General features: G+C 72.6%; 20 protein-coding genes. 15 read left to right on the top strand and 5 right to left on the bottom strand.

Going from position 1 to position 20734, the window contains the following annotated elements:
- Positions 1-5: 5 nt before the first annotated feature.
- The 8 genes from KUM03_RS04375 (at position 6) to KUM03_RS04345 (ending at position 5832) form a co-directional block, all read left to right on the top strand.
- Complete coding sequence (locus tag KUM03_RS04375; RefSeq protein ID WP_217245639.1) at positions 6-686, top strand: UbiX family flavin prenyltransferase; 681 nt, start codon at positions 6-8, stop codon at positions 684-686.
- A 67-nt stretch (positions 687-753) separates the two neighbouring features.
- Positions 754-1212 (top strand): Lrp/AsnC family transcriptional regulator, encoded by a 459-nt coding sequence (locus tag KUM03_RS04370; RefSeq protein WP_217245638.1) that lies wholly within the window; start codon positions 754-756, stop codon positions 1210-1212.
- A gap of 44 nt (positions 1213-1256) precedes the next feature.
- A complete protein-coding gene (gene mqnE / locus KUM03_RS04365) occupies positions 1257-2420 on the top strand; it encodes an aminofutalosine synthase MqnE (protein ID WP_217245637.1) in 1164 nt (387 codons plus the stop codon).
- A gap of 175 nt (positions 2421-2595) precedes the next feature.
- On the top strand, positions 2596-3237 hold the full coding sequence (locus tag KUM03_RS04360) for a UdgX family uracil-DNA binding protein (RefSeq protein ID WP_217245636.1): 642 nt from the start codon (positions 2596-2598) through the stop codon (positions 3235-3237).
- A 16-nt stretch (positions 3238-3253) separates the two neighbouring features.
- Entirely contained in the window at positions 3254-3778 is a 525-nt protein-coding gene (locus KUM03_RS04355; RefSeq protein ID WP_217245635.1) for a GNAT family N-acetyltransferase, read from the top strand.
- A gap of 83 nt (positions 3779-3861) precedes the next feature.
- On the top strand, positions 3862-4161 hold the full coding sequence (locus KUM03_RS04350; protein ID WP_217245634.1) for a DUF4229 domain-containing protein: 300 nt from the start codon (positions 3862-3864) through the stop codon (positions 4159-4161).
- 141 nt (positions 4162-4302) lie between these two features.
- Positions 4303-4404, top strand: coding sequence for a putative leader peptide (locus KUM03_RS39165; RefSeq protein WP_328287003.1), 102 nt, complete (start codon positions 4303-4305; stop codon positions 4402-4404).
- A gap of 81 nt (positions 4405-4485) precedes the next feature.
- The gene (locus KUM03_RS04345; protein WP_217245633.1) at positions 4486-5832 is read left to right on the top strand and encodes a dicarboxylate/amino acid:cation symporter; all 1347 of its coding nucleotides are present in this window, start codon (positions 4486-4488) and stop codon (positions 5830-5832) included.
- Positions 5833-6106: 274 nt separating this feature from the next.
- Here the strand turns inward: KUM03_RS04345 and KUM03_RS04340 are convergent, their stop codons facing one another.
- Positions 6107-7000, bottom strand: a complete 894-nt coding sequence (locus KUM03_RS04340) for an NADP-dependent oxidoreductase (RefSeq protein WP_217245632.1) — start codon at positions 6998-7000, stop codon at positions 6107-6109.
- A 70-nt stretch (positions 7001-7070) separates the two neighbouring features.
- Here KUM03_RS04340 and KUM03_RS04335 point away from each other — a divergent pair, with 70 nt between their 5' ends.
- Together KUM03_RS04335 and KUM03_RS04330 are read left to right on the top strand one after the other, a co-directional pair.
- Positions 7071-7655: a TetR/AcrR family transcriptional regulator gene (locus KUM03_RS04335; RefSeq protein ID WP_217245631.1), complete on the top strand. Its 585-nt coding sequence runs from the start codon at positions 7071-7073 to the stop codon at positions 7653-7655.
- 31 nt (positions 7656-7686) lie between these two features.
- Positions 7687-8391 (top strand): TetR/AcrR family transcriptional regulator, encoded by a 705-nt coding sequence (locus tag KUM03_RS04330; protein ID WP_254398775.1) that lies wholly within the window; start codon positions 7687-7689, stop codon positions 8389-8391.
- Here the strand turns inward: KUM03_RS04330 and KUM03_RS04325 are convergent.
- Entirely contained in the window at positions 8379-9356 is a 978-nt protein-coding gene (locus tag KUM03_RS04325; protein ID WP_217245630.1) for a MaoC/PaaZ C-terminal domain-containing protein, read from the bottom strand. The genes KUM03_RS04330 and KUM03_RS04325 overlap by 13 nt on opposite strands.
- On the bottom strand, positions 9356-10654 hold the full coding sequence (locus KUM03_RS04320) for a 3-oxoacyl-ACP reductase (RefSeq protein ID WP_217245629.1): 1299 nt from the start codon (positions 10652-10654) through the stop codon (positions 9356-9358). The genes KUM03_RS04325 and KUM03_RS04320 overlap by 1 nt, the downstream gene beginning before the upstream one ends.
- A 97-nt stretch (positions 10655-10751) precedes the next feature.
- On the opposite strand from KUM03_RS04320, the gene KUM03_RS04315 reads away from it, so the two are divergent.
- Together KUM03_RS04315 and KUM03_RS04310 are read left to right on the top strand one after the other, a co-directional pair.
- The gene (locus KUM03_RS04315; protein ID WP_217245628.1) at positions 10752-12044 is read left to right on the top strand and encodes an acetyl-CoA C-acetyltransferase; all 1293 of its coding nucleotides are present in this window, start codon (positions 10752-10754) and stop codon (positions 12042-12044) included.
- A 298-nt stretch (positions 12045-12342) separates the two neighbouring features.
- Complete coding sequence (locus KUM03_RS04310; protein ID WP_217245627.1) at positions 12343-14301, top strand: long-chain fatty acid--CoA ligase; 1959 nt, start codon at positions 12343-12345, stop codon at positions 14299-14301.
- On the opposite strand, the gene KUM03_RS04305 is transcribed toward KUM03_RS04310, so the two are convergent.
- Together KUM03_RS04305 and KUM03_RS04300 are read right to left on the bottom strand one after the other, a co-directional pair.
- Positions 14285-14929, bottom strand: coding sequence for a class I SAM-dependent methyltransferase (locus KUM03_RS04305; protein ID WP_217245626.1), 645 nt, complete (start codon positions 14927-14929; stop codon positions 14285-14287). The two genes, KUM03_RS04310 and KUM03_RS04305, sit on opposite strands and share 17 nt — an antisense overlap.
- A gap of 97 nt (positions 14930-15026) precedes the next feature.
- Positions 15027-15230, bottom strand: coding sequence for a cold-shock protein (locus KUM03_RS04300; protein WP_004984723.1), 204 nt, complete (start codon positions 15228-15230; stop codon positions 15027-15029).
- 292 nt (positions 15231-15522) lie between these two features.
- Between KUM03_RS04300 and KUM03_RS04295 the strand changes: the two genes are divergently transcribed.
- The 3 genes from KUM03_RS04295 to KUM03_RS04285 all read left to right on the top strand — a co-directional run bounded on the left by KUM03_RS04295 (position 15523) and on the right by KUM03_RS04285 (position 20707).
- On the top strand, positions 15523-16371 hold the full coding sequence (locus KUM03_RS04295) for a menaquinone biosynthetic enzyme MqnA/MqnD family protein (RefSeq protein ID WP_217245625.1): 849 nt from the start codon (positions 15523-15525) through the stop codon (positions 16369-16371).
- 100 nt (positions 16372-16471) lie between these two features.
- Positions 16472-18190 carry a serine/threonine-protein kinase gene (locus tag KUM03_RS04290; protein WP_217245624.1) on the top strand — a complete coding sequence of 573 codons (1719 nt, stop codon included), beginning with the start codon at positions 16472-16474 and terminating at the stop codon, positions 18188-18190.
- 147 nt (positions 18191-18337) lie between these two features.
- A complete protein-coding gene (locus KUM03_RS04285) occupies positions 18338-20707 on the top strand; it encodes a serine/threonine-protein kinase (protein ID WP_217245623.1) in 2370 nt (789 codons plus the stop codon).
- The last annotated feature ends 27 nt before the right edge of the window (positions 20708-20734 follow it).

Raw genomic sequence — 20734 nt, 5'->3', positions numbered from 1 at the left:
GCATCATGAAGCCAGGACAGACGCAGCGCACGCCTTGGATCGTGGGGGTGTCGGGGGCGTCCGGTACGCCCTACGCGGCAGCGGTGCTGCGTGCGCTGCTCGCCGCCGGCGAGAGCGTCGACCTGGTGGTCAGCCGGGCCTCGCGGCTCACCCTGCTCGACGAGACCGGCATCTCCTTCCGCGACGCCCACTGGCGGGACGACCTGCGCGCCTGGCTCGCGCGCGGGGCCGACGGCAAGCCGGACACGTTCGACGTGGACGTCTGTGGCGACCGGGTACGGCACTGGAGCGCGGGTGACCTCGCGGCCGGGCCGTCCTCCGGGTCGTACCCCGTCAAGGGCATGCTGATCGTGCCCGCGTCGACGGCCTGCGTGGCGGGTGTCGCCCTCGGGCTGTCGAAGGACCTGTTGCAGCGGTCGGCGAGCGTGACCCTGAAGGAGCGCCGCACACTGGTCGTGGCCGTACGGGAGACCCCGCTGGACGGCCGGACCCTCAGGCACCTGGTGACACTGGACGACGCGGGCGCGATCGTGGTGCCCGCCTCGCCGGCCTTCTACGCGGGGGCGACACACATCCAGGACCTGGTCGACTTCGTCGCCGGACGCGTCCTCGACGCGGCGGGCGTCGGGCACGGCCTCTACCGCCGCTGGAGCGGCGACCTCGGCGGGGCCCGCCCCACCACCTGAGCACCACCTCCCCCCACACGTTTGTTACCCACATCTTCAGAACTCTTCAGTGGAAGGCTTCGATCGCATGGACGCGGTGGACAGGCAGCTCATCCAGGCCCTGAGGGAGAACGGCCGGGCCTCGTACGCGGAGCTGGGGCGCCTCGTCGGACTGTCGGGACCCAGCGTCACCGACCGCATCAACCGGCTGGAGGCGGCCGGTGTCATCACCGGCTACCGGGCCACCGTGGACGCCGCCTCGCTCGGCCTCGGCGTCACCGCCCTCATCGGCGTCTCGCTCTCCGACGCGGCCGACCACGAGGACGTGGCGCAGCGGCTGCGGGAGCTGCGGGAGATCGAGGACTGCTGGTTCATCGCCGGCGACGACTCCTACATGCTCAAGGTGCGCGCGGCCGACGTGGACGGCCTGGAGAGCATCATCCGGCGCCTGTCGGGCACCAAGGGCGTCTCCAGGACCCGTACCACCATCGTGCTCTCCACCAAGTGGGAGAACCGGGTGGGCGAGCTGCCGGAAGAGGTCCAGTAGCCGGGGCGTACGGTTTACGAGTCAGTCTCAGAAAGAGGTATCGCATGGACGCCGGGCTCAAGCGGGAGCTGGAGCAGAAGGTCCGCTCCGGGGAGCGGCTGACCCGCGAGGACGGCATCGCGCTGTACGAGTCGGACGACCTGGCCTGGCTCGGCGGCCTCGCGCACGAGGTGCGGACGCGGCTGAACGGCGACGTCGTCCACTTCAACGTCAACCGCCACCTCAACATGACCAACGTGTGCACCGCGTCCTGCGCGTACTGCTCCTTCCAGCGCAAGCCGGGGGAGAAGGACGCGTACACGATGCGCATCGAGGAGGCGGTGAAGCTCGCCAAGGAGATGGAGGGCGAGAACCTCACCGAGCTGCACATCGTCAACGGCCTGCACCCGAACCTGCCGTGGCGCTACTACCCGCGCTCACTGCGGGAGCTGAAGGCCGCGCTGCCGGACGTGTCGCTCAAGGCCTTCACGGCCACCGAGATCCACCACTTCGAGACCATCTCCGGGATGTCCGCCTCCGACATCCTCGACGAGCTGATCGACGCCGGTCTGGAGTCCCTGACCGGCGGCGGCGCCGAGATCTTCGACTGGGAGGTGCGGCAGCACATCGTCGACCACCGCACCCACTGGGAGGACTGGTCGCGCATTCACCGCCTGGCGCACGAGAAGGGTCTGAAGACCCCGTGCACCATGCTCTACGGCCACATCGAGGAGCCGCGCCACCGCGTGGACCACGTGCTGCGGCTGCGCGAGCTCCAGGACGAGACGGGCGGCTTCCAGGTCTTCATCCCGCTGCGCTACCAGCACGACTTCGTGGACCTGAAGGACGGCAAGGTCAGGAACCGCCTCCAGGCCCGTACGCAGATGGCGACCGGCGCGGAGGCGCTGAAGACGTTCGCGGTGTCGCGACTGCTGTTCGACAACGTCCCGCACGTCAAGGTCTTCTGGGTCATGCACGGCGTCCAGACCGCGCAGCTGGCCCTGCAGCACGGCGCCGACGACATGGACGGCTCGGTCGTCGAGTACAAGATCACGCACGACGCGGACGACTTCGGCACGCCGAACAAGCTGACGCGCCAGGACCTGCTCGACCTGATCCGCGACGCCGGGTTCCGGCCGGTGGAACGGAACACGCGGTACGAGGTCCTTCGGGAGTACGACGGTCCCGACGCGGGGCGCCGGGAGTCTCCGCAGCCGATGCGGGTGTGACGTTTCCGGTTGTTCTTCGGGTGCGGGCGCGTGGGGGCTGGTCGCGCAGTTCCCCGCGCCCCTTTCAGGGGCGTTCAGCGCACGTACTCAAGGGGCGCGGGGAACTGCGCGAGCAACCCCCCACCCAGCCGCACCCGGCACGGGTCCGCAGGACAACGGCGGGTACCCGCACCGCATGGCCGGTACCGAGGACGCTTACACTGCCGAACCCTTCGTTCCAAGGCGCGGCGGCCTCCCCGCCCTCCGCAAAGCCGCCGCGGGCTGCCGCGGCTGCCCCCTGCACAGGGACGCCACCCAGACAGTCTTCGGCGCCGGCAAGGCGACCGCTCGTCTCATGCTCGTCGGTGAGCAGCCCGGTGACCAGGAGGACCGGCAGGGCGAACCCTTCGTCGGCCCCGCCGGCCGGCTCCTCGACCGGGCGCTGGCGGAGGCCGGCCTCGACCCGGCGGACGCCTACGTCACGAACGCCGTCAAGCACTTCAAGTTCACGCGGGCCGAACCCCGCAAGCGCCGCATCCACAAGGCGCCCACCCTGCGCGAGACGACCGCCTGCGGGCCCTGGCTGGCCGCCGAGCTGGCCCAGGTGGAGCCCGAACTGATCGTGGTGCTCGGCGCGACGGCCGGCAAGGCGCTGCTCGGCTCCTCGTTCCGGGTCACGCAGGTGCGCGGCACGGTGCTGGAGGAGGAGATCCACGGGCGTCCGGAACGGCTGGTGCCGACCGTGCACCCGTCGGCGGTGCTGCGGGCCGAGGACCGGGACGGGGCCTACCAAGGCCTGGTCTCCGATCTGAAAGTGGCGACCCAGGCACTCGCGTAATGGTTACGATGGGCACGTGTCCCTTACCTTCACCCTCGATCCCGCCCTCACCCCGGACCTGCGCGACGGCGTACTCGACCTGTGGACCGACGTCACCAACGCGGGCGGCTCCGTGGGCTTCGTCCCGCCGGCGACCCGGGAGGACATCCGCCCCGAGCTGGTCAAGCACATGGTCGCCATGGCCGAGGGCCGTACCCGCCTCCTCGTCGGACGCGACGGGACCGGCAGGGTGGCCGCCACCGCGTTCCTCACCCTGAACACCCACCGGCTGATGACCCACTGGCTGTGGCTCTACACGGTGATGGTCCACCCGCGTCACCAGGGCCGGGGCTACGGCCGGGACCTGATGGCCGCCGCCGCGGACGCGGCCCGCACCCTCGACGGCGTCGAGGCGATCCGGCTCACCTGCCGGGGCGGCCTCGGCCTGGAGCGGTTCTACGAGTCCTGCGGCTACAAGGAGGTCGGCCGGGTGCCCGGCGCGATCCGGGTGGCGCCCGGCGACGACCGGGACGACGTCTTCATGCTGCTGCCGCTGACCTGAACCGACCCCCATGCGGGACCGGAGGCCCGGCATGCTTCACTGGACAGTGCCTCTTTGTGCCAGAAACGGAAGAGTGGATTGAGATGCTCCGCTACACGCTGATGCGCCTCGGGATCTTCGTCGGCTGCCTCGTAGCCGTCTGGGGACTCGTCTACGTCGGCGTGTTCCCGCGCGGGCTCGGCGACTCCAACGGCATGTGGATCATCCTGCTCGCCCTGCTGATCTCCGCCCCCATCAGCTACGTCGCGTTGCGCAAGGAGCGGGACCGGGCCTCGGTGCAGGTCGTGAACCGAGTGGACCGCATGAAGGCCAACCTGGACGCCAACCGCGGCCAGGAGGACGTCGCCGACGACTCGACGCGGGCGCAGGGCCAGACCTCGTAACGTCCGTCACGCACACGTACGCCCCGGTTTCCGCAATTCGCTGGAAACCGGGGCGATCTGCGTTTTACGGGCAGCAGCCGCTTCCCACCTCTCAAAGAAAGGCTTTGGGGGTCCCAAAGCACGGGTGTTAAAGTCGTGTGCATGAAGCACGCAGCCGCGCCCCACACACCCCCGAGCCTCGCGCTCGTGGCGCGCCTGCACGTGGACCTCTGTCGGTGCGCGTCCGCGAACTGTCGCCCCTGACGTTCCCCCTCATCCCGTCGTTCTCCACGTCAGCCCTGCGCGTCCGTATCCCCGCGTCCCGTCCCCCTACGGAGTCTGTCCGTGTCCACTTCATCGCCCGCGAAGCCTTCCGCCGGGTCCCCGGCCAAGAAGACCTTCAAGGTGCCCTTCTGGGCCCAGATACTCGCCGGTCTCGTCCTCGGTGTCCTGCTGGGCTGGCTGGCCCGCAGCCAGGACATATCCTGGCTGGTCACCACCCTGGAGAAGGTCGGTGACATCTTCATCGGCCTGCTGAAGCTGGCCGTCGCACCGCTCGTCTTCTTCGCGATCCTGGTGTCGATCACCAACCTGCGGAAGGTCAACAACGCGGCCCGCCTGGCGTCCCGCACCCTTCTCTGGTTCATGATCACATCGCTGATCGCGGTGGCCATCGGCCTCGTCATCGGCCTGGTCACCAACCCCGGCGCCGGCACCGGTCTCACCCCGGCCGACGGCGCCAAGCCCGAGAACACCGGCTCCTGGATCGACTTCCTGACCGGCATCGTGCCGACCGACGTCATCACGCCGTTCACCGAGCTGAACGTCCTGCAGATCGTCTTCATGGCCGCCGTCGCCGGTATCGCCGCCCTCCAGCTCGGCGAGAAGGCCCAGCCGATCCTCAACCTGAGCGAGTCCGTCCTCGAACTTCTCCAGAAGGCCCTGTGGTGGGTCATCCGCCTCGCCCCGATCGGCACGATCGGCCTCATCGGCAAGGCCATCGCCACCTACGGCTGGGACCTCATCGGCAAGTACGCCACCTTCACCGCCGACATCTACGTCGGCTGCGCCATCGTGATGTTCGTGGTCTACCCGGCGCTGCTCGCCACCGTCGCCAAGCTCAACCCGCTCCAGTTCTTCAAGGGCGCCTGGCCCGCGATCCAGCTGGCCTTCGTCTCCCGCTCGTCCGTCGGCACCATGCCGCTGACCCAGAAGGTCACCGAGCGCCTCGGCGTCCCGAAGGAGTACGCGTCCTTCGCCGTGCCGTTCGGCGCGACGACCAAGATGGACGGCTGCGCCGCGGTCTACCCGGCGATCGCCGCGATCTTCGTCGCGCAGATCTTCGGCATCGACCTCGGCGTCGGCGACTACCTCCTGATCGCCTTCGTCTCGGTGGTCGGCTCCGCCGCCACGGCCGGCCTCACCGGCGCCACGGTGATGCTGACCCTGACCCTGTCCACGCTGGGCCTGCCCATGGAGGGCGTCGGCCTCCTCCTCGCGATCGACCCGATCCTGGACATGATGCGCACGGCGACGAACGTCGCGGGCCAGGCGCTCGTCCCGGTCATCGTCTCCGCCCGCGAGGGACTGCTCGACCGCAAGGCCTACGACGAGGCGCACAGTTCGCCGATCGACGAGCCGGAGCGGGAGCAGGAGAAGCAGGTGTCGGAGCCGGTTCCGGCCGTCGCCTGACCGCCACCCGGCATGCCCACGGGCCGGCCCCCTCCCGATGCGACTCGCACCGGGAGGGGGCCGGCCCGTTCCCGCGCACACGCCCACCGCGGCGACGTGTCGCCGCACGGCTGCCGTCAGACGACCAGGACTCGGCGCCCGCGCGCGTGTCCGGCCTGGCTGTGGATGTGCGCCGCGGCGGCATCGGTGAGTGGGTGCGACCTCTCGACCGGGGTGTGGAGTGTGCCCCGCGTGTCCGCGCCCACCGTGGTGACCTGTCGCCGCACGGCTGCCGTCAGACGACCAGGACTCGGCGCCCGCGCGCGTGTCCGGCCTGGCTGTCGATGTGCGCCGCGGCGGCATCGGTGAGCGGGTACACCTTCTCGACCGGGATGTGGAGCCTGCCCCGCGTGATCAGGTCGACCGCCTCGGCGAGCGCTTCCGGCACGCTCCCGGCCGTGCCGGAGAACCGGACGCCGAACTCCGGCGCGCCGAGGTCGGCGATGGAGACCACCCGCCGCGGGTCCCCGGTCAGCTCGACGAGCTCGCGGATCACCCCGGAGCCGGCCAGGTCGAGCGCCGCGTCGACGTGGCCGAGCCCGCGCACCCGCTCGACCCAGCCCTCGCCGTACGTCGTGGGGACGGCGCCCAGCTCCCGCAGGTAGTCCTGGTTGGCGGCACCGGCCGTGCCGATCACCGCGATGCCGCGGGCGCGGGCGATCTGCAGCACCGCCGATCCGACTCCGCCGGACGCGCCGCTGACCAGCAGCGTCTGGCCGGGCCGCACCCGGACCTCGCGGATGACGCGCAGCGCGGTCTCCACGACGGACGGGTACCCGGCCGCCTCCTCGAACGTCAGGCCCTCGGGCATCCGGGCCCAGGCCGACAGCACGGCGAACTCGGCGTAGGTGTCGGCGCCCTCGCCGAACACCGGATCACCGGCCTCGACACCGTCGACGCCCTCGCCGACCTCGTCCACCACCCCGGCGGCGTCCAGCCCGACACCCGCGGGCAGCTCGATCGGATGGGCCCCCAGGACCTGGCCCTCACGGAGCCTCCAGTCGACGGGGTTCACGCCCGCCGCCCGCACGGCGACGCGTACCTGACCGGGGCCCGCGTGGGGCTCCTCGGCGTCCAGGAGTTGGAGGACTTCCGGGCCGCCGAACTCGGCGAAGCTCACTTTCTTCATGCGGCAGACCGTAACACTAACGGTTAGTGTTTTGGAACAGTTGCAGTTTCGCACCTGGTAGCTTTGGCGCATGACCGTGCCGACCGGACGCCGTGAGCGCAAGAAGGCCGCGACCCGGCAGAAGATCGCCGACACCGCCCTGCGGCTCTTCCTGGAGCGCGGGTACGACGCGGTGGGCATCCGGGACGTGGCCGCCGAGGCCGACGTGGCCGTCACCACGCTCTTCTCCCACTTCGCCGCCAAAGAGGCCCTGGTGTTCGAGCGGGACACGGACTTCGAGCGGCGCCTCACCGAGGCCGTCACCGGCCGGGCACCGGACGAGCCGCTCATGCCCGCGCTGCGCCGCGAGGTGCACGCTCTGGTGGCGCACTGCGCGGCGCCCGAAGCCGCCCCGGTCTGGCGCATGATCGACGCGTCACCCGCGCTGCGGCAGTACGAGGAGTCGATGAGGCTGCGCCACGCGGAGTCGCTGGCGGCGGCCGTCGCCGCCGACCTCGGCCTGCCGCGGACCACGACGGCCTGCCGGGCGATCGCCAGGTTCGTCGTCGACGCCCACGCGCTGGCCCGTGAGGCCGACGACCCCCGGGCGGCGGTGGACGAGATCTTCCGGATGATCGAGGCGGCCTGGGAGGCCGCCGGAGCACGGACGGCCTGATCACCGCCGCGCGGACCGTACGCTGATGCGTATGGGTGCAGGGAAGACCAAGCGGATGCCGCGGGCGGTCCGTGAGCAGCAGATGCTGGACGCCGCCGTGCGGATCTTCGGACAACGCGGGTACATGGCGGCGTCGATGGACGAGATCGCCGAACTGGCCGGTGTCTCCAAGCCGCTGGTGTACCTGTACCTGAACTCGAAGGACGACCTCTTCAGCGCCTGCGTCCGCCGCGAGGCGCGGGCCCTCACCGAGGCCGTGCGCGCCGGTGTACGGCCGGGACTGCCCGCCGACGGACAACTCTGGTCGGGGCTGCGGGCGTTCTTCACCCACACCGCGCGCAACCAGGACGCCTGGCGGGTGCTGCACCTCCACGCCCGCACCCACGGCGAGCGGTTCGCCGCCGAGGTCGCGGCGATGCGCGAGGACATCGTCGCGTTCGTGACCCAGCTGATCGCGGCCGCAGCACGGGAGGCGCACGGCCGCCCGCACCTGCCCGAGGGGGAGGTCGCGGGGCTGGCCGAGGCGTTGGTCGGCGCGGCCGAGTCGCTCGCCGACTGGGCCGGCGCCACCGAGGGCGTCACCGCCAAGCAGGCGGCGGCGACCCTGATGAACTTCGCCTGGGCGGGGCTGGGCGACCTGATGGCGGGCCGGCCCTGGACACCACCGGAGGAGACCGACGCCGAGCTCGCCTCCTCGGAGCCGGAGGCCCCGGCGGTCCCGGTTCAGGCCGGGTAGGGACCGATCTCCCCGGACAGGTGCAGCCGCTGCCCGTCCCCGCCCCGCAGCTCGAACCGCCCGTCCTCGGCCCCGTACGTCACCGTCCCCGGCAGCAGCACCGGTGCCCGGAACCGGGTCCGCACCACGGCCGCGTCCGGCGTCCCGTGCTCGGCGAGGCAGCGGGCCACGGTCCACATGCCGTGCGCGATGGCCCGCGGGAAGCCGAACAGGCGGGCGGTGAGCGGGTGCAGGTGGATCGGGTTGCGGTCACCGGAGGCGGCACCGTAACGCCGCCCGATGTCACCGGCGAGGCGCCACTCGGCCCGGACGGGCAGCGGCTCGGTGTGCGGGGTGGCCGGGGTGTGGTCTTGCGGGTCCGGGGTGGCCGGGTCCTGGTCCTGCCGGTCCGTGGCGGCCGGTTCGGGACCTTGCGGCGCCGCGCTGCCGTCCACCCGGTGCCGCGCCAGATACGTACTGCGCGACTCCCACACCGGCTCGGTCCCGCCGCCGGTCCGCAGCTCCGTCACCACCGCGGCCTCGGTGCCGCGCCGGTGCGAGGTCAGGTCCTCGACGTATGCGGTGAGTTCGTACTCGGCGGTCGCGGGCATGGCGGCCCGCCGGGTGATGCCGATCGACGTGTGGACGAGCCCGAGCAGTGGCAGCGGGAAGTCCCGCCCGCTCATCAGGCGCATGGCCACGGGGAAGCCCAGTACGTGCGGGTACGTCACGGGCAGCGCGTCCGCGCCGGTCGGGAAGCCGCACACCCTCTCGTACGCCGCCAGCCGCGCGAGGTCCACGCGCAGGCCGGGCAGTACCAGCCGGGTGCGGGAGAAGTCCGCGTCCGGGCGGGGGCGTTTGAGGGGCGAGAGCAGGGCGCCCCGCAGGAGGAGCGGTGGGAGGGAGGGCAGGCGGGTGAGTGTGCCGGTCGAGGTGGGCGGGGCGGGCGAGTCGGGGGATGCGGGCGAGCCGGCCGGGGGTGTCATCACGCCCCCAGCAGGCTCTGGCCGCAGACCCGTACGACCTGGCCGTTGACCGCGCCCGAGGCCGGGTGCGCGAGCCAGGCGGTGGTCTCGGCGACGTCCACCGGAAGGCCGCCCTGGCCGAGGGAGTTCATGCGGCGGCCGGCCTCGCGGATGAACAGCGGGACCGCCGCCGTCATCTTCGTCTCGATGAAGCCCGGCGCCACCGCGTTCACCGTCACGCCGTGCTCGGCGAGCGCGCGCGGCGCGAGGGCGCGGACCAGGCCGGCGATCCCCGCCTTGCTGGCGCCGTAGTTGGTCTGCCCCGCGTTGCCCGCGAGCCCCGCGATGGAGGCCGTCGCCACGATCCGGCCGTCCCGGTTGACCGCCCCCGCCGCGAGCAGCGCGTCCGTGGTGCGCAGGACGCTCGCGAGGTTGACGTCGAGGACGGAACTCCAGCGTTCGGCGGGCATGTTGGCCAGGCGCCGGTCGCGGGTGATGCCCGCGTTGTGGATCAGGACGTCCAGCCCGCCGGGCACGGCGGCGGCGATGCGCTCGCCCGCGTCGGCGGCCGTGATGTCGAGGGCGAGGGCGGTGCCGCCGAGGCGTTCGGCGAGCCGGCGCGCCTCCTGCTCGGCCTGCGGCACGTCGAGGACGACGACCCGGGCGCCCCGCCCGGCCAGGGTCCCGGCGACGGCCGCGCCGATGCCGCGCGCGGCGCCGGTGACCAGCGCGGTGCGCCCGGCGAGGGGCAGTTCCGGGGCGTCGGGTGCGGTGGTGGGGGAGCCGGACGTGGGGCCGACCTCGATCACCTGGCCGCTGACGTAGGCGGAGGCGGGGGAGAGGAGGAAGCGCAGGGTGGACCCGGCGGCGGGCGCGTCGGTGAGGCGGACGAGGTTGACCGTCCTGCCGCGTCCGATCTCCTTGCCGAGCGAGCGGGTGAAGCCCTCCAACGCCTGCTGTGCGGCGGCCTGGTGGTGGTCGGCGGGGTCGAGCGGGGCGCCGAGCACCACGACCCGGCCGCTGGTGGCGACGGACCGTACGACGGGGTGCAGGGCGGCGTGCACCTCGGCGAGCGCGTCGACGTCGCGGACGCCGGTGGCGTCGAGGACGACGGCGGCGGGGTGCCCGTCCGTGTCCTGGGTGAGGCCCGTGCGGTCCAGTACGGACGCGAGGTCGAGGTCCGTCTTGCCGGCCGTGAGGTGCAGCAGGCCGCCGGTGAGCGCGTCGCGCCGCAGCTGCGCGGGGAGCGGCAGGCCGAGGCGGCGGGTGAGGAAACGGCCGGGTGCGGTGCCGGTGAAGCTGAGATAGCGGTCGGCCATGTCCTGTCTCCCCAACGGCTGTGTAGGTGGCGTTGTGCTTACTCTGGAGTAAGGTTACCGGAGGTAAGTCTATGTCACGGGTGAGGAGAAGGTCGAGATGAGCCCCCAGAAGCCGCAGCCGCCACAGGCGCGCCGCGTCGCGGTCGTCGGAGGCGCACGCGTCCCCTTCGCCCGCTCCGACGGGCCGTACGCCACCGCCTCCAACCAGGAGATGCTCACCGCGGCCCTCGACGGCCTCGCCGAGCGCCACGGCCTGGCGGAACCGGGCGCGGTCGGCGAGTTCGTGGCCGGCGCGGTCCTCAAGCACAGCCGCGACTTCAACCTCGCCCGCGAGACGGCCCTCGGCTCGGCCCTCGACCCGCGCACCCCCGCATACGACGTCCAGCAGGCCTGCGGCACCGGGCTCCAGGCCGTGATCGCCGCCGCCAACAAGATCGCCCTCGGCCAGACCGAGTCGGCGGTCGCGGGCGGCGCCGACACCGCCAGCGACGCGCCGCTCGGCGTCAACGACCGCCTGCGCCGCATCCTCCTTCAGGCCCGCCGGGCGAAGTCCATCGGTGGCCGGGCCAGGGCGTTGGCGAAGATCCGCCCGGCCCACCTGGTCCCCGACATCCCGCGCAACGCCGAGCCCCGCACCGGCCTGTCGATGGGCGAGCACGCGGCCGTGACCGCCCGCGCCTGGGGCATCGCCCGCGAGGCCCAGGACGAACTGGCCGCCACCAGTCACCAGCGGCTGGCGGCGGCGTACGAACGGGGCTTCTTCCAGGACCTGGTGGTTCCCTTCCGGGGGCTGGCCCGCGACCAGAACCTGCGCCCCGGCTCGACGGTGGAGAAACTGGCGGCGCTGAAGCCGGTGTTCGGCCTGGACGCCCCCGGGCCCACCATGACGGCGGGCAACTCGACGCCCCTGACGGACGGCGCGGCGACGGTGCTGCTGGCGAGCGAGGAGTGGGCCGAGGCGCGCGGGCTGGAGCCGCTGGCGTACCTCACGGCGTACGAGACGGCGGCCGTGGACTTCGTCGGCGGCGATGTCGCGGGCGGCGAGGACGGGCTGCTGATGGCCCCGGCGTACGCGGTCCCGCGCATGCTGGAGCGGGCCGGGCTCGGGATCGAGGACTTCGACCTCGTCGAGATCCACGAGGCCTTCGCCTCCCAGGTGCTGGCCACGCTCGCCGCCTGGGAGAAGCGGGGCCTGGCCCCGGTGGACCGCGCCCGCCTGAACACGGCCGGGTCGTCCCTGGCCACCGGCCACCCCTTCGCCGCGACCGGCGCCCGCATCGTGGCGACGCTGGCCGGGCTGCTCGCCGAGCGCGGGGGCCCGGGGCGCGGACTGATCTCGGTCTGCGCGGCGGGCGGCCAGGGCGTCACGGCCATACTGGAACGGGTCTGACACTCCATGGCACTTCACGGCGATCCCTGACACACCATGACCTACTGGCAGGTAACCCCCAAGACTGCACACCCCCGGCGCGGGACCGTCCCGGAACCCGCACCAACTCCCCACGAGGGAACCGTACGATCCCCACCTGACCGCCGGTAACCCACGTCCGCGGACCCGGCGATGAACGCCTCGGCGCGCGAGGCACGTACGTCATGCAGCAGAGCACCGCCGACCGCGCGGTCGCCAGCAACGCAGTGTCGCCGCTGCACGTTCGCAGTGTCGCCGCTGCACGTTCCAGGAGCCGCCCGTGTCCACCCCGCTTCCCTCCTTCGCCGCGTCCGCCGCCTACGCCGACTCGCCCGGCCCCACCCTGGTGGCGCCCGAGACGCGGCGGCTGGACGGGGCCGTGCGGGAGGCGTACGTACCCCCCTTCGCCCCGCCGGTGCGGCGCGGCTCCCTCGCCGACCTGCCCTTCGACAACGCGGCGGCCGTCCCGGACCAGGTGGTCCTCAGCCGCAGGTCGCCGGACGGGGACTGGTCCGAGGTGACGGCGGCCCAGTTCGCCGCGCAGGTGCTGGCGGTGGCCAAGGGCATGATCTCCGAGGGCCTGACGCCGGGCGACCGCATCGCGATCATGGCCCGGACGACGTACGAGTGGACGCTGCTGGACTTCGCCGCCTGGGCCGCCGGTCTGGTCACCGTCCCCGTCTACCCGACCTCCTCCCTCTTCCAGACCCGCTGGATCCTCCAGGACTCCGGCGCGGTCACCCTGGTCACCGAGACCACCGCGCAGGCCGCGGCCCTCGGCCCCGAGCTGGACCGCATCCCCGACCTGAAACACCTGTGGGTCATGGACAAGGGGCACGTGGAGCGGCTGGCGGAGCTGGGCGAGCAGGTGCCGGACGCGGAGGTCGACGTACGCCGCGGCATGCTCGGCCCGTCCACCCTCGCCACCCTGATCTACACCTCGGGCACCACCGGCCGCCCCAAGGGCTGCGCGCTCACCCACGGCAACTTCTTCGCCGAGGTCGACAACGCCATCGAGCTGCTCTACCCCGTCTTCAAGGCGAAGACGGGCGAGGAGCCCTCGATCCTGCTCTTCCTCCCGATGTCCCACGTCTTCGGCCGCATGGTCGCCGTGGCCTGCGTCCGCGCCCGGGTCCGCCTCGGCCACGCCCCGAGCCTGAAGCCGGAGGACCTGCTCCCGGACCTGGCCGCCTTCCGCCCGACCTGCCTGCTGACCATCCCGTACATGCTGGAGAAGGTCTTCAACAGCGCCCGCGCCAAGGCCGAGTCCGGCGGCCGGGCCTCCGCCTTCGACCGCGCCGTCTCGGTGGCCGTGCGCTACGGCGAGGCCATGGAGGCCCGCCAGTCCGGCGGGGGCGGCGGCCCCGGCCGCGGCCTGAAGACCGCCCGCTCCTTCTACGACCCACTCGTCTACCGCAAGATCCGCAACGCCATGGGCGGCCGCGTCAAGTACGCCATCTGCGGCGGCTCCCCGCTCGGCCGCCGCCTGGCCGCCTTCTACGCCGGGGCCGGCATCGAGATCTTCGAGGGCTACGGCCTCACCGAGACCACGGCCGCGGCGACGGTGACCCCGCCGCTCAAGCCGCGCCTCGGCACGGTCGGCTGGCCGCTGCCCGGCACCCGCGTCCGGATAGCCGCCGACGGCGAGATCCTGGTCGCCGGCGAGCAGGTCCTGCACGGCTACTGGGACCCGCAGGCGGGCGGCGTCGTCCCGGCCGCCCCCGACGGCTGGTTCGCCACCGGCGACCTCGGCAGCCTCGACGACGAGGGCTACCTGACGATCACCGGCCGCAAGAAGGAGCTGCTGATCACCGCGGGCGGCAAGAGCGTGGCCCCGGCCCCGCTGGAGAACTGGCTGCGCTCCCACCCCCTGATCTCCCAGTGCATCGTGCTGGGCGACCGCCGCCCCTACGTCTCGGCCCTCTTCACCCTCGACCCGGCCGGCCTCGACCACTGGCGCCGCATGAACGGCAAGCACCCGGTGCCGCCCGAGCTGCTCGTCGACGACGAGGAGATGCACGCCGTCCTCCAGCGCGCCGTCGACGAGGCCAACAAACTCGTCTCCCGCCCGGAGTCCATCCGCCGCTTCGCCGTCCTGCCGAGGGACTTCACGGAGTGGGAGGGCCACCTGACGCCCTCGATGAAGCTGCGCCGCGACGTGATCATGCGGGACTTCGCGGAGGCGGTGGAGGGGCTGTACGAGGGACAGGGCGGCGCCGGGGTCAGCGGCGGGCGATGAGGCAGGCCTGCGGGACCTGCGCGGACGCGTCCCCCTCCGGTATCCGCACTGTCCGGGACAGCACCGTGAAGCCGGCCCGCTCCAGCAGCTCCGCCATCCGGTCGGGCTGCCGCCGTTCGAAGTCCAGGGCGACCGGATGGCCCCACGGCCGGTCGTGGTGGCGGGGCTCGTCGCCCACCTGGAAGCCCAGCAGAAGGTGCCCGCCCGGGGCCAGCACACGCCGCATCTCCGCGAAGAGGTCCGGCAGCCGCTCCCACGGCGTGTGGATCGACGAGTACCAGGAGACGGCCCCCGCGAGGGCCTCGTCGGGCAGGTCGAGGTCCAGCATGGACCCCTGCTCGAACCGCAGCCCCGGATGCTCGCGGCGCGCGATCGCGAGCATCGACGTGGACAGGTCGAGGCCGAAGACCTCGAGGCCCAGCGAGGCGAGGTGCGCGGTGACCAGTCCGGGCCCGCAGCCCAGGTCGGCCACCTGCCCCTCCGGCCCCACCAGCTCGGCGAAGGCGCCCATCAGCGCCCGGTCCAGCGGGGCGTCGTCGAGCACGGCGCGGAAGCGGGCGTGGTAGTCCTCGGCGACGGCGTCGTAGAAGGTCCGGGTAGTGGTCACGAAGGCGGGGTCGGTGGTCATGGCAGGACCCTAGGGGCAGCTACTGACAACCGGCCCCGGAAAGGGCAGGAGCCCCGTCGCCGAAACCGGCGCGGGGCTCCTTGGGTACTGCTGTCGATCAGACAGGAGTGACATTCTCCGCCTGCGGGCCCTTCGGACCCTGCGTGACGTCGAAGGACACCTGCTGGTTCTCCTCGAGGGACCGGAATCCGGTCGCGTTGATCGCGGAGTAGTGGACGAAGACGTCGGGGCCGCCGCCTTCCTGGGCGATGAAACCAAAGCCCTTTTCGGCGTTGAACCACTTCACGGTTCCGGTAGCCATAAGCCCTCCTTGGGCTCAAAGGGTTGCCCTGCTCCAGAACCAGCAAGTGTGAAGACTGTGAATGCCGCACAACTGCATACGTCTGAGAACGACGAGAGCCCGCGGTCACATGCTCCGCAGGCTCTGTACTGCAAGGGAAACCAAACTGCAACTTGCTGTGAGCCTAGCACGCAGGCACCCCGGCGCAACAGAGGCCAAGATCACTTCACCCGAATGTTTGAACCATCCGGCCGTTCGGCTGACGCCGGGGGTCGGCGGCGGGCGGAAACCGGGGGAGGGCTAGCCTCGCGATGTGGACAATTCTCGCACCCGGCCGCGCGTCGGCCACATCCAGTTCCTGAACTGCCTGCCCCTGTACTGGGGGCTCGCGAGAACGGGAACGCTCCTCGACTTCGAGCTCACGAAGGACACCCCGGAGAAGCTCAGCGAGCAGCTGGTGCAGGGCGATCTCGACATCGGTCCCGTCACCCTGGTCGAATTCCTCAAGAACGCCGACGACCTGGTCGCCTTCCCCGACATCGCCGTCGGCTGCGACGGCCCGGTGATGTCCTGCGTGATCGTCTCGCAGGTGCCGCTGGAGAAGCTGGACGGCGCCCGCGTCGCCCTCGGCTCCACCTCGCGCACCTCCGTCCGCCTCGCCCAGCTCCTGCTCGCCGAGCGCTTCGGGGTCACGCCCGACTACTACACCTGCCCGCCCGACCTGAGCCTGATGATGCAGGAGGCCGACGCGGCCGTCCTCATCGGTGACGCGGCGCTGCGCGCGAACATGATCGACGGCCCGCGCTACGGCCTCGCCGTGCACGACCTGGGCGCGCTGTGGAAGGAGTGGACGGGCCTGCCGTTCGTCTTCGCGGTCTGGGCGGCGCGCAAGGACTACGCGGAGCGCGAGCCGGTGATCACCCGCAAGGTGCACGAGGCGTTCCTCTCCTCCCGCAACCTCTCCCTGGAGGAGGTCGACAAGGTCGCCGAGCAGGCGGCCCGCTGGGAGGCCTTCGACGAGAAGACCCTCGCGAAGTACTTCACCACCCTCGACTTCCGCTTCGGCGGCACGCAGCTCGAGGCGGTCACCGAGTTCGCCCGCCGGGTGGGCCCGACGACCGGCTTCCCGGCGGACGTGAAGGTGGAGCTGCTCCAGCCCTGACACGGCAAGGGGGCCTTCCCCGAGCGGCCCACTACCCTGCTGGCAGGTACTTGTGTATTCGCGTACCTGTGTACCGGCGTACGGGGGAGGGGTGGACGCCATGCAGCCGCTCGACGTCGACGAGCCCACGGTCGTGGGGCCCTACCGGCTGCTCGGCCGGCTGGGCTCCGGCGGCATGGGCCGGGTCTACCTCGGCCGCAGCGCCGGCGGCCGCACGGTCGCCGCGAAGATCGTGCACCCGCATTTCGCGCTGGACGAGGAGTTCCGCGCCCGCTTCCGGCGCGAGGTGGACGCCGCACGCCGGGTCGGCGGCGCCTGGACCGCCCCCGTACTGGACGCCGACCCCGAGGCGCGCGTCCCCTGGGTCGCCACGGCGTACGCGGCCGGCCCGTCCCTCACCGCGGCCGTCACGGACGGCGGCCCGCTGCCGGACCACTCGGTACGGGCGCTCGGCGCGGGCCTGGGCGAGGCGCTGGCGGCCGTGCACGACCTGGGCCTCGTCCACCGCGACGTGAAGCCGTCCAACGTCCTGCTCACCCTCGACGGCCCCCTCCTGATCGACTTCGGCATCGCCCGCGCCACGGAGGGCACCGCGTCCCTCACCTCGACCGGCGTCTCGATCGGCTCCCCCGGCTACATGTCCCCCGAGCAGATCCTCGGCAAGGGCGTCACCGGCGCGGCGGACGTCTTCTCCCTGGGCGCGGTACTGGCGTACGCGGCGACGGGCGAGCCGCCCTTCCCCGGGGACTCCTCGGCCGCGCTCCTCTACAAGGTCGTCCACGAGGAGCCGCGGCTCGGCACCCTGGACGGTGAGGTGCGGGACGTGGTGGCAGCGTGCCTCGCCAAGGACCCGACCGCCCGCCCGGCCCCCGGCGAGGTCGCCCGGCGCCTCGCTCCCGAGGGCGCGGCCCGCCTGGTGTCCGGCGGCTGGCTGCCGGGGCCCCTGGTGGAGCGGGTCAGCCGGAGCGCCGTACAGCTGCTGAACCTGGAGGCGGCGGAGCGGGCGTCGGGGGCGGGGTCGGAGTCGGGACCGGTGGGATTCAGCCGACCGTCGGTCACGGCGGGGGCGGCCGACGCGGGCGGTGCCGGCGGTGCCGGCGGTGCCGGCGGCGTGGCCGACGCGGTGGCGTCCGGCGTCTTCGGACCCCCGCCGGTGATGCCCACGCCGACGGCACCCGGCGCCGACGTACCCGCCCCGCGCGGGGGCGACCGCACTCCCGGCAGACTGTCGGTCTCGGTCGCGGCCACCTCCACCCAGGCCGGCGAGGGCCGCCGGGGCCGCCGGCTCAGCTGCACGGTGGCGCTCGCGGTGGCCGGGGCGATGGCGGCGGTGACGGTCGGCTCGTTGTTCGTCCTCGACCTGCTGCCGGGCGGCGGGAGCAACGACACCGCGGACGGCGGCACGCCCACCCCGTCGGCGACCGCGCCGTCCGACCCCGGAGCGGACAAGGGCGGCGCCGGTTCCGCCCCCGTCCCCGACCGCTACGTCGGCACCTGGGAGGGTCAGGCCGTCGCCGTCGAGGGCAACCTGCCCCTCGGCACCTTCCGGCTGACCGTCCGCGAGGCCGCGGTCGGCGAGAAACTGGGCACCCTGCGCCACACCGACCTCTTCGGCGGCACCTGCGACGACGTACTGACCCTGAAGAAGGTCACCGACCAGCAGATCGTCGCCGCCGCCGTGGGAGCCGAGGGCAACCGGAACGTCTGCAACCAGGCTCTCCACACCGTCCGCCTCACCCCGGTCGGCGACGACCTCCAGTACACCTCCGACAGCGAGGACTCGGGGCGGCCGAAGGCGCGGTTGTCGAGAGTCGAGTAGCCGCCGCGTCAGGTGTGCGGGAGGGCCGACGGCCCGACGTCCCCCTGCAACCACCTCAGCCACCCTCTTACTACTGTGTCTGCGACAGCGAACGTCCCTGTGCGAGGCGGGGCGTTCGCCCACGCTTGACGACGGGGAAGGCCGGCCATGGACGCACTGCAAGCGGACGATCCGCGGGAGTTGGGCACCTACCGCCTCCTGCGCAGGCTGGGCGCCGGTGGCATGGGACGCGTCTACCTCGCCCGGTCGCCCGGCGGCCGTACGGTCGCCGTGAAGGTGGTCCGCCCCGATCTCGCGGCGGACGGCGACTTCCGGGCCCGCTTCCGGCACGAGGTCGAGATCGCGAGGGCGGTCTCCGGCCGGTTCACCGCGCCCGTCGTGGACGCCGACCCGGACGCGCCCCTGCCGTGGCTGGCGACGTCGTACGTCCTCGGTCCCGACCTGACGGACGTGGTCGCGGCCCACGGAGCGCTGCCGGAGCGCACGGTCCGCGCGCTGGCCGCCGGACTCGGCGCCGCCCTCCAGGACATCCACGCGGCGGGCCTGATCCACCGCGACCTCAAGCCGTCCAACGTCCTGCTGGCGGCCGACGGACCGCGCCTCATCGACTTCGGTATCGCGAGGGCCGTGGACGGCAGCCGGATGACCCAGACCGGCGTGGTGGTCGGCTCGCCCGGTTACATGTCGCCGGAGCAGGCGATGGGCAAGGACGTCGGCACGGCGGGCGACGTGTTCTCGCTGGGTTCCGTGCTCGCTTTCGCGGTGACCGGGCGCGGCGTCTTCGGTGACGGCACGGCCTCGCACGCCGCGCTGCTCTACCAGGTCGTGCACGGCGAGGCGGACCTGACGGGCGTACCCCCGTCCCTGCTGGGGCTCATCCGAGCCTGCCTCATGAAGGACCCGGCGCAGCGTCCGGCGCCCACGGAGATCGTGACCGCGCTGGCCGGGCAGGGCATCGACGCCGCCCTGCACGACTGGCTGCCGTCGGCGGTGGCCTCGACGATCGCGACCCACGCCGCGGGGATCCTGGACCTGGAGGCACCCGACGCACCCGTGAACGTCCCGCCGGCGCAGTCGGCGTCCGCGTTCGGTCCGGCGCCGACGATGCCGACCGGGACACCGCCGACCGGGACACCGCCGACCGGGACACCGCCGACCGGATACGGCACGTCGCCCGGATACGGCACGTCGCCCGGAGGTACGCCGCCCGGAGGTACGCCCGCACCGTCACCCGGCTACGGCACCCCCCTCCCCGGCACGGTGCGGGTCGGCGCGGGCGGGGCGCCGGCGCCGGACCGCTCCCGGCGGCGGGCGCTCGGCCTGGCGTTCGGCGCCGCGGCGGCCGTGGCGGTGGCCGGAGTCGGTGGCGGGTGGCTGCTCGCCTCCGGGGACGGGGACGGCGCCTCCGACGGGGCGACGGACGCTCCCGGCAAGGGCGGTTCGGCCGAGCCCGCGGACCAGACCTTCACGACCCCGCCCGCCGGAGTGGCCCCGCAGCCGCTGTGGCACAAGTCGGCGAAGGAGGACAGCACCAGCCCGCGCGTACCGCTCCTCACCCGCGACGGACTGCTCCTGGTCAGCGGCGACCCGCTCGTGGCCTACGACGTCCGCACCGGCAAGGCCCGCTGGACCAAGGCGGGCATCTGCCGGCCCGGAGCCCAGCTCCTCTTCCACGGCGACAAGGTGTTCCTCGCCGACGGCGACTACGAGGGTGCCCTGGTCGCCTACGACGTCAAGACCGGCGAAGAGGCCTGGCGCAGCCGCCTCGGCAAGCAGCTGTCCGTCGAGGACACGATCGCCATCGACGGCAAGAACGTCTACGTCACGGCGACCGACTACGGCCAGTCGAAGAGCGCCACCAAGTACCGCACGGCCGTCGCGGCCGTCAGCCACACCACGGGAAAGGCGGCGTGGGTCCAGCACCGGGACTGGGGCACGAAGGACTACGACGTCCAGGGCACCGCCTCGGGCAAGTACCTGGTCTACGCCGACTCGAACCTCAACCTGACCGTCCGGGACACCGCCACCGGCGGTCAGGTGTGGACCCGGAAGATCGGCGACGAGTGGTCCTGGCAGCCCACGGTCGCCAGCGGCCTCGTCTTCCTCCCGGGCGACGAACTCAAGGCCGTCGACGTGGAGAAGGGCAGTACGGCCTGGACGCTCGACCCGGCCGGTCGCCGCGGCTTCGACAACCCGACGGTCTTCGACGGCGTGCTCTACGTCAGCGACCACGACGACGGCGTATGGGCGGTGAACGTCAAGACCGGCAAGCGGACCTGGCTCTGCGACGAACTGGACGTCGACGGCCCGGAGTCGTTCCTCCGCGTGGGCTCGACCCTCTACGGCGCCACCGGCTCCGTCGACGGCGGCATCGTCGCCCTGGAGACGAGGACGGGCAAGCTCCGCTGGACGTACACCGACAGCAAGACGGTGGGCGAGCCGTGGCAGATCGCCGTCGCGGGCAACCGGCTGCTGGCGACGCACGGCCACGAGATCTACGCGCTGCCGGCAGTGTAGCGAGGCCGATGTGACGGGCGGCCGGTG

It is taken from the genome of Streptomyces sp. AC602_WCS936 (assembly GCF_019049125.1).
Lineage (GTDB): Bacteria > Actinomycetota > Actinomycetes > Streptomycetales > Streptomycetaceae > Streptomyces.
The sequence above is the reverse complement of the archived record's forward strand: the minus strand, read 5'-3'. Positions and strand labels throughout refer to the sequence as shown.

Bases quoted from the DNA above. Each gene is read 5' to 3' on its own strand.
- KUM03_RS04375 (WP_217245639.1), top strand. From the start codon at position 6: ATGAAGCCAGGACAGACGCAGCGCACGCCTTGGATCGTGGGGGTGTCG.
- KUM03_RS04370 (WP_217245638.1), top strand. From the start codon at position 754: ATGGACGCGGTGGACAGGCAGCTCATCCAGGCCCTGAGGGAGAACGGC.
- mqnE (WP_217245637.1), top strand. From the start codon at position 1,257: ATGGACGCCGGGCTCAAGCGGGAGCTGGAGCAGAAGGTCCGCTCCGGG.
- KUM03_RS04360 (WP_217245636.1), top strand. From the start codon at position 2,596: ATGGCCGGTACCGAGGACGCTTACACTGCCGAACCCTTCGTTCCAAGG.
- KUM03_RS04350 (WP_217245634.1), top strand. From the start codon at position 3,862: ATGCTCCGCTACACGCTGATGCGCCTCGGGATCTTCGTCGGCTGCCTC.
- KUM03_RS39165 (WP_328287003.1), top strand. From the start codon at position 4,303: ATGAAGCACGCAGCCGCGCCCCACACACCCCCGAGCCTCGCGCTCGTG.
- KUM03_RS04340 (WP_217245632.1), bottom strand. From the start codon at position 7,000: ATGAAGAAAGTGAGCTTCGCCGAGTTCGGCGGCCCGGAAGTCCTCCAA.
- KUM03_RS04335 (WP_217245631.1), top strand. From the start codon at position 7,071: ATGACCGTGCCGACCGGACGCCGTGAGCGCAAGAAGGCCGCGACCCGG.
- KUM03_RS04330 (WP_254398775.1), top strand. From the start codon at position 7,687: ATGGGTGCAGGGAAGACCAAGCGGATGCCGCGGGCGGTCCGTGAGCAG.
- KUM03_RS04325 (WP_217245630.1), bottom strand. From the start codon at position 9,356: ATGACACCCCCGGCCGGCTCGCCCGCATCCCCCGACTCGCCCGCCCCG.
- KUM03_RS04320 (WP_217245629.1), bottom strand. From the start codon at position 10,654: ATGGCCGACCGCTATCTCAGCTTCACCGGCACCGCACCCGGCCGTTTC.
- KUM03_RS04315 (WP_217245628.1), top strand. From the start codon at position 10,752: ATGAGCCCCCAGAAGCCGCAGCCGCCACAGGCGCGCCGCGTCGCGGTC.
- KUM03_RS04305 (WP_217245626.1), bottom strand. From the start codon at position 14,929: ATGACCACCGACCCCGCCTTCGTGACCACTACCCGGACCTTCTACGAC.
- KUM03_RS04300 (WP_004984723.1), bottom strand. From the start codon at position 15,230: ATGGCTACCGGAACCGTGAAGTGGTTCAACGCCGAAAAGGGCTTTGGT.
- KUM03_RS04290 (WP_217245624.1), top strand. From the start codon at position 16,472: ATGCAGCCGCTCGACGTCGACGAGCCCACGGTCGTGGGGCCCTACCGG.
- KUM03_RS04285 (WP_217245623.1), top strand. From the start codon at position 18,338: ATGGACGCACTGCAAGCGGACGATCCGCGGGAGTTGGGCACCTACCGC.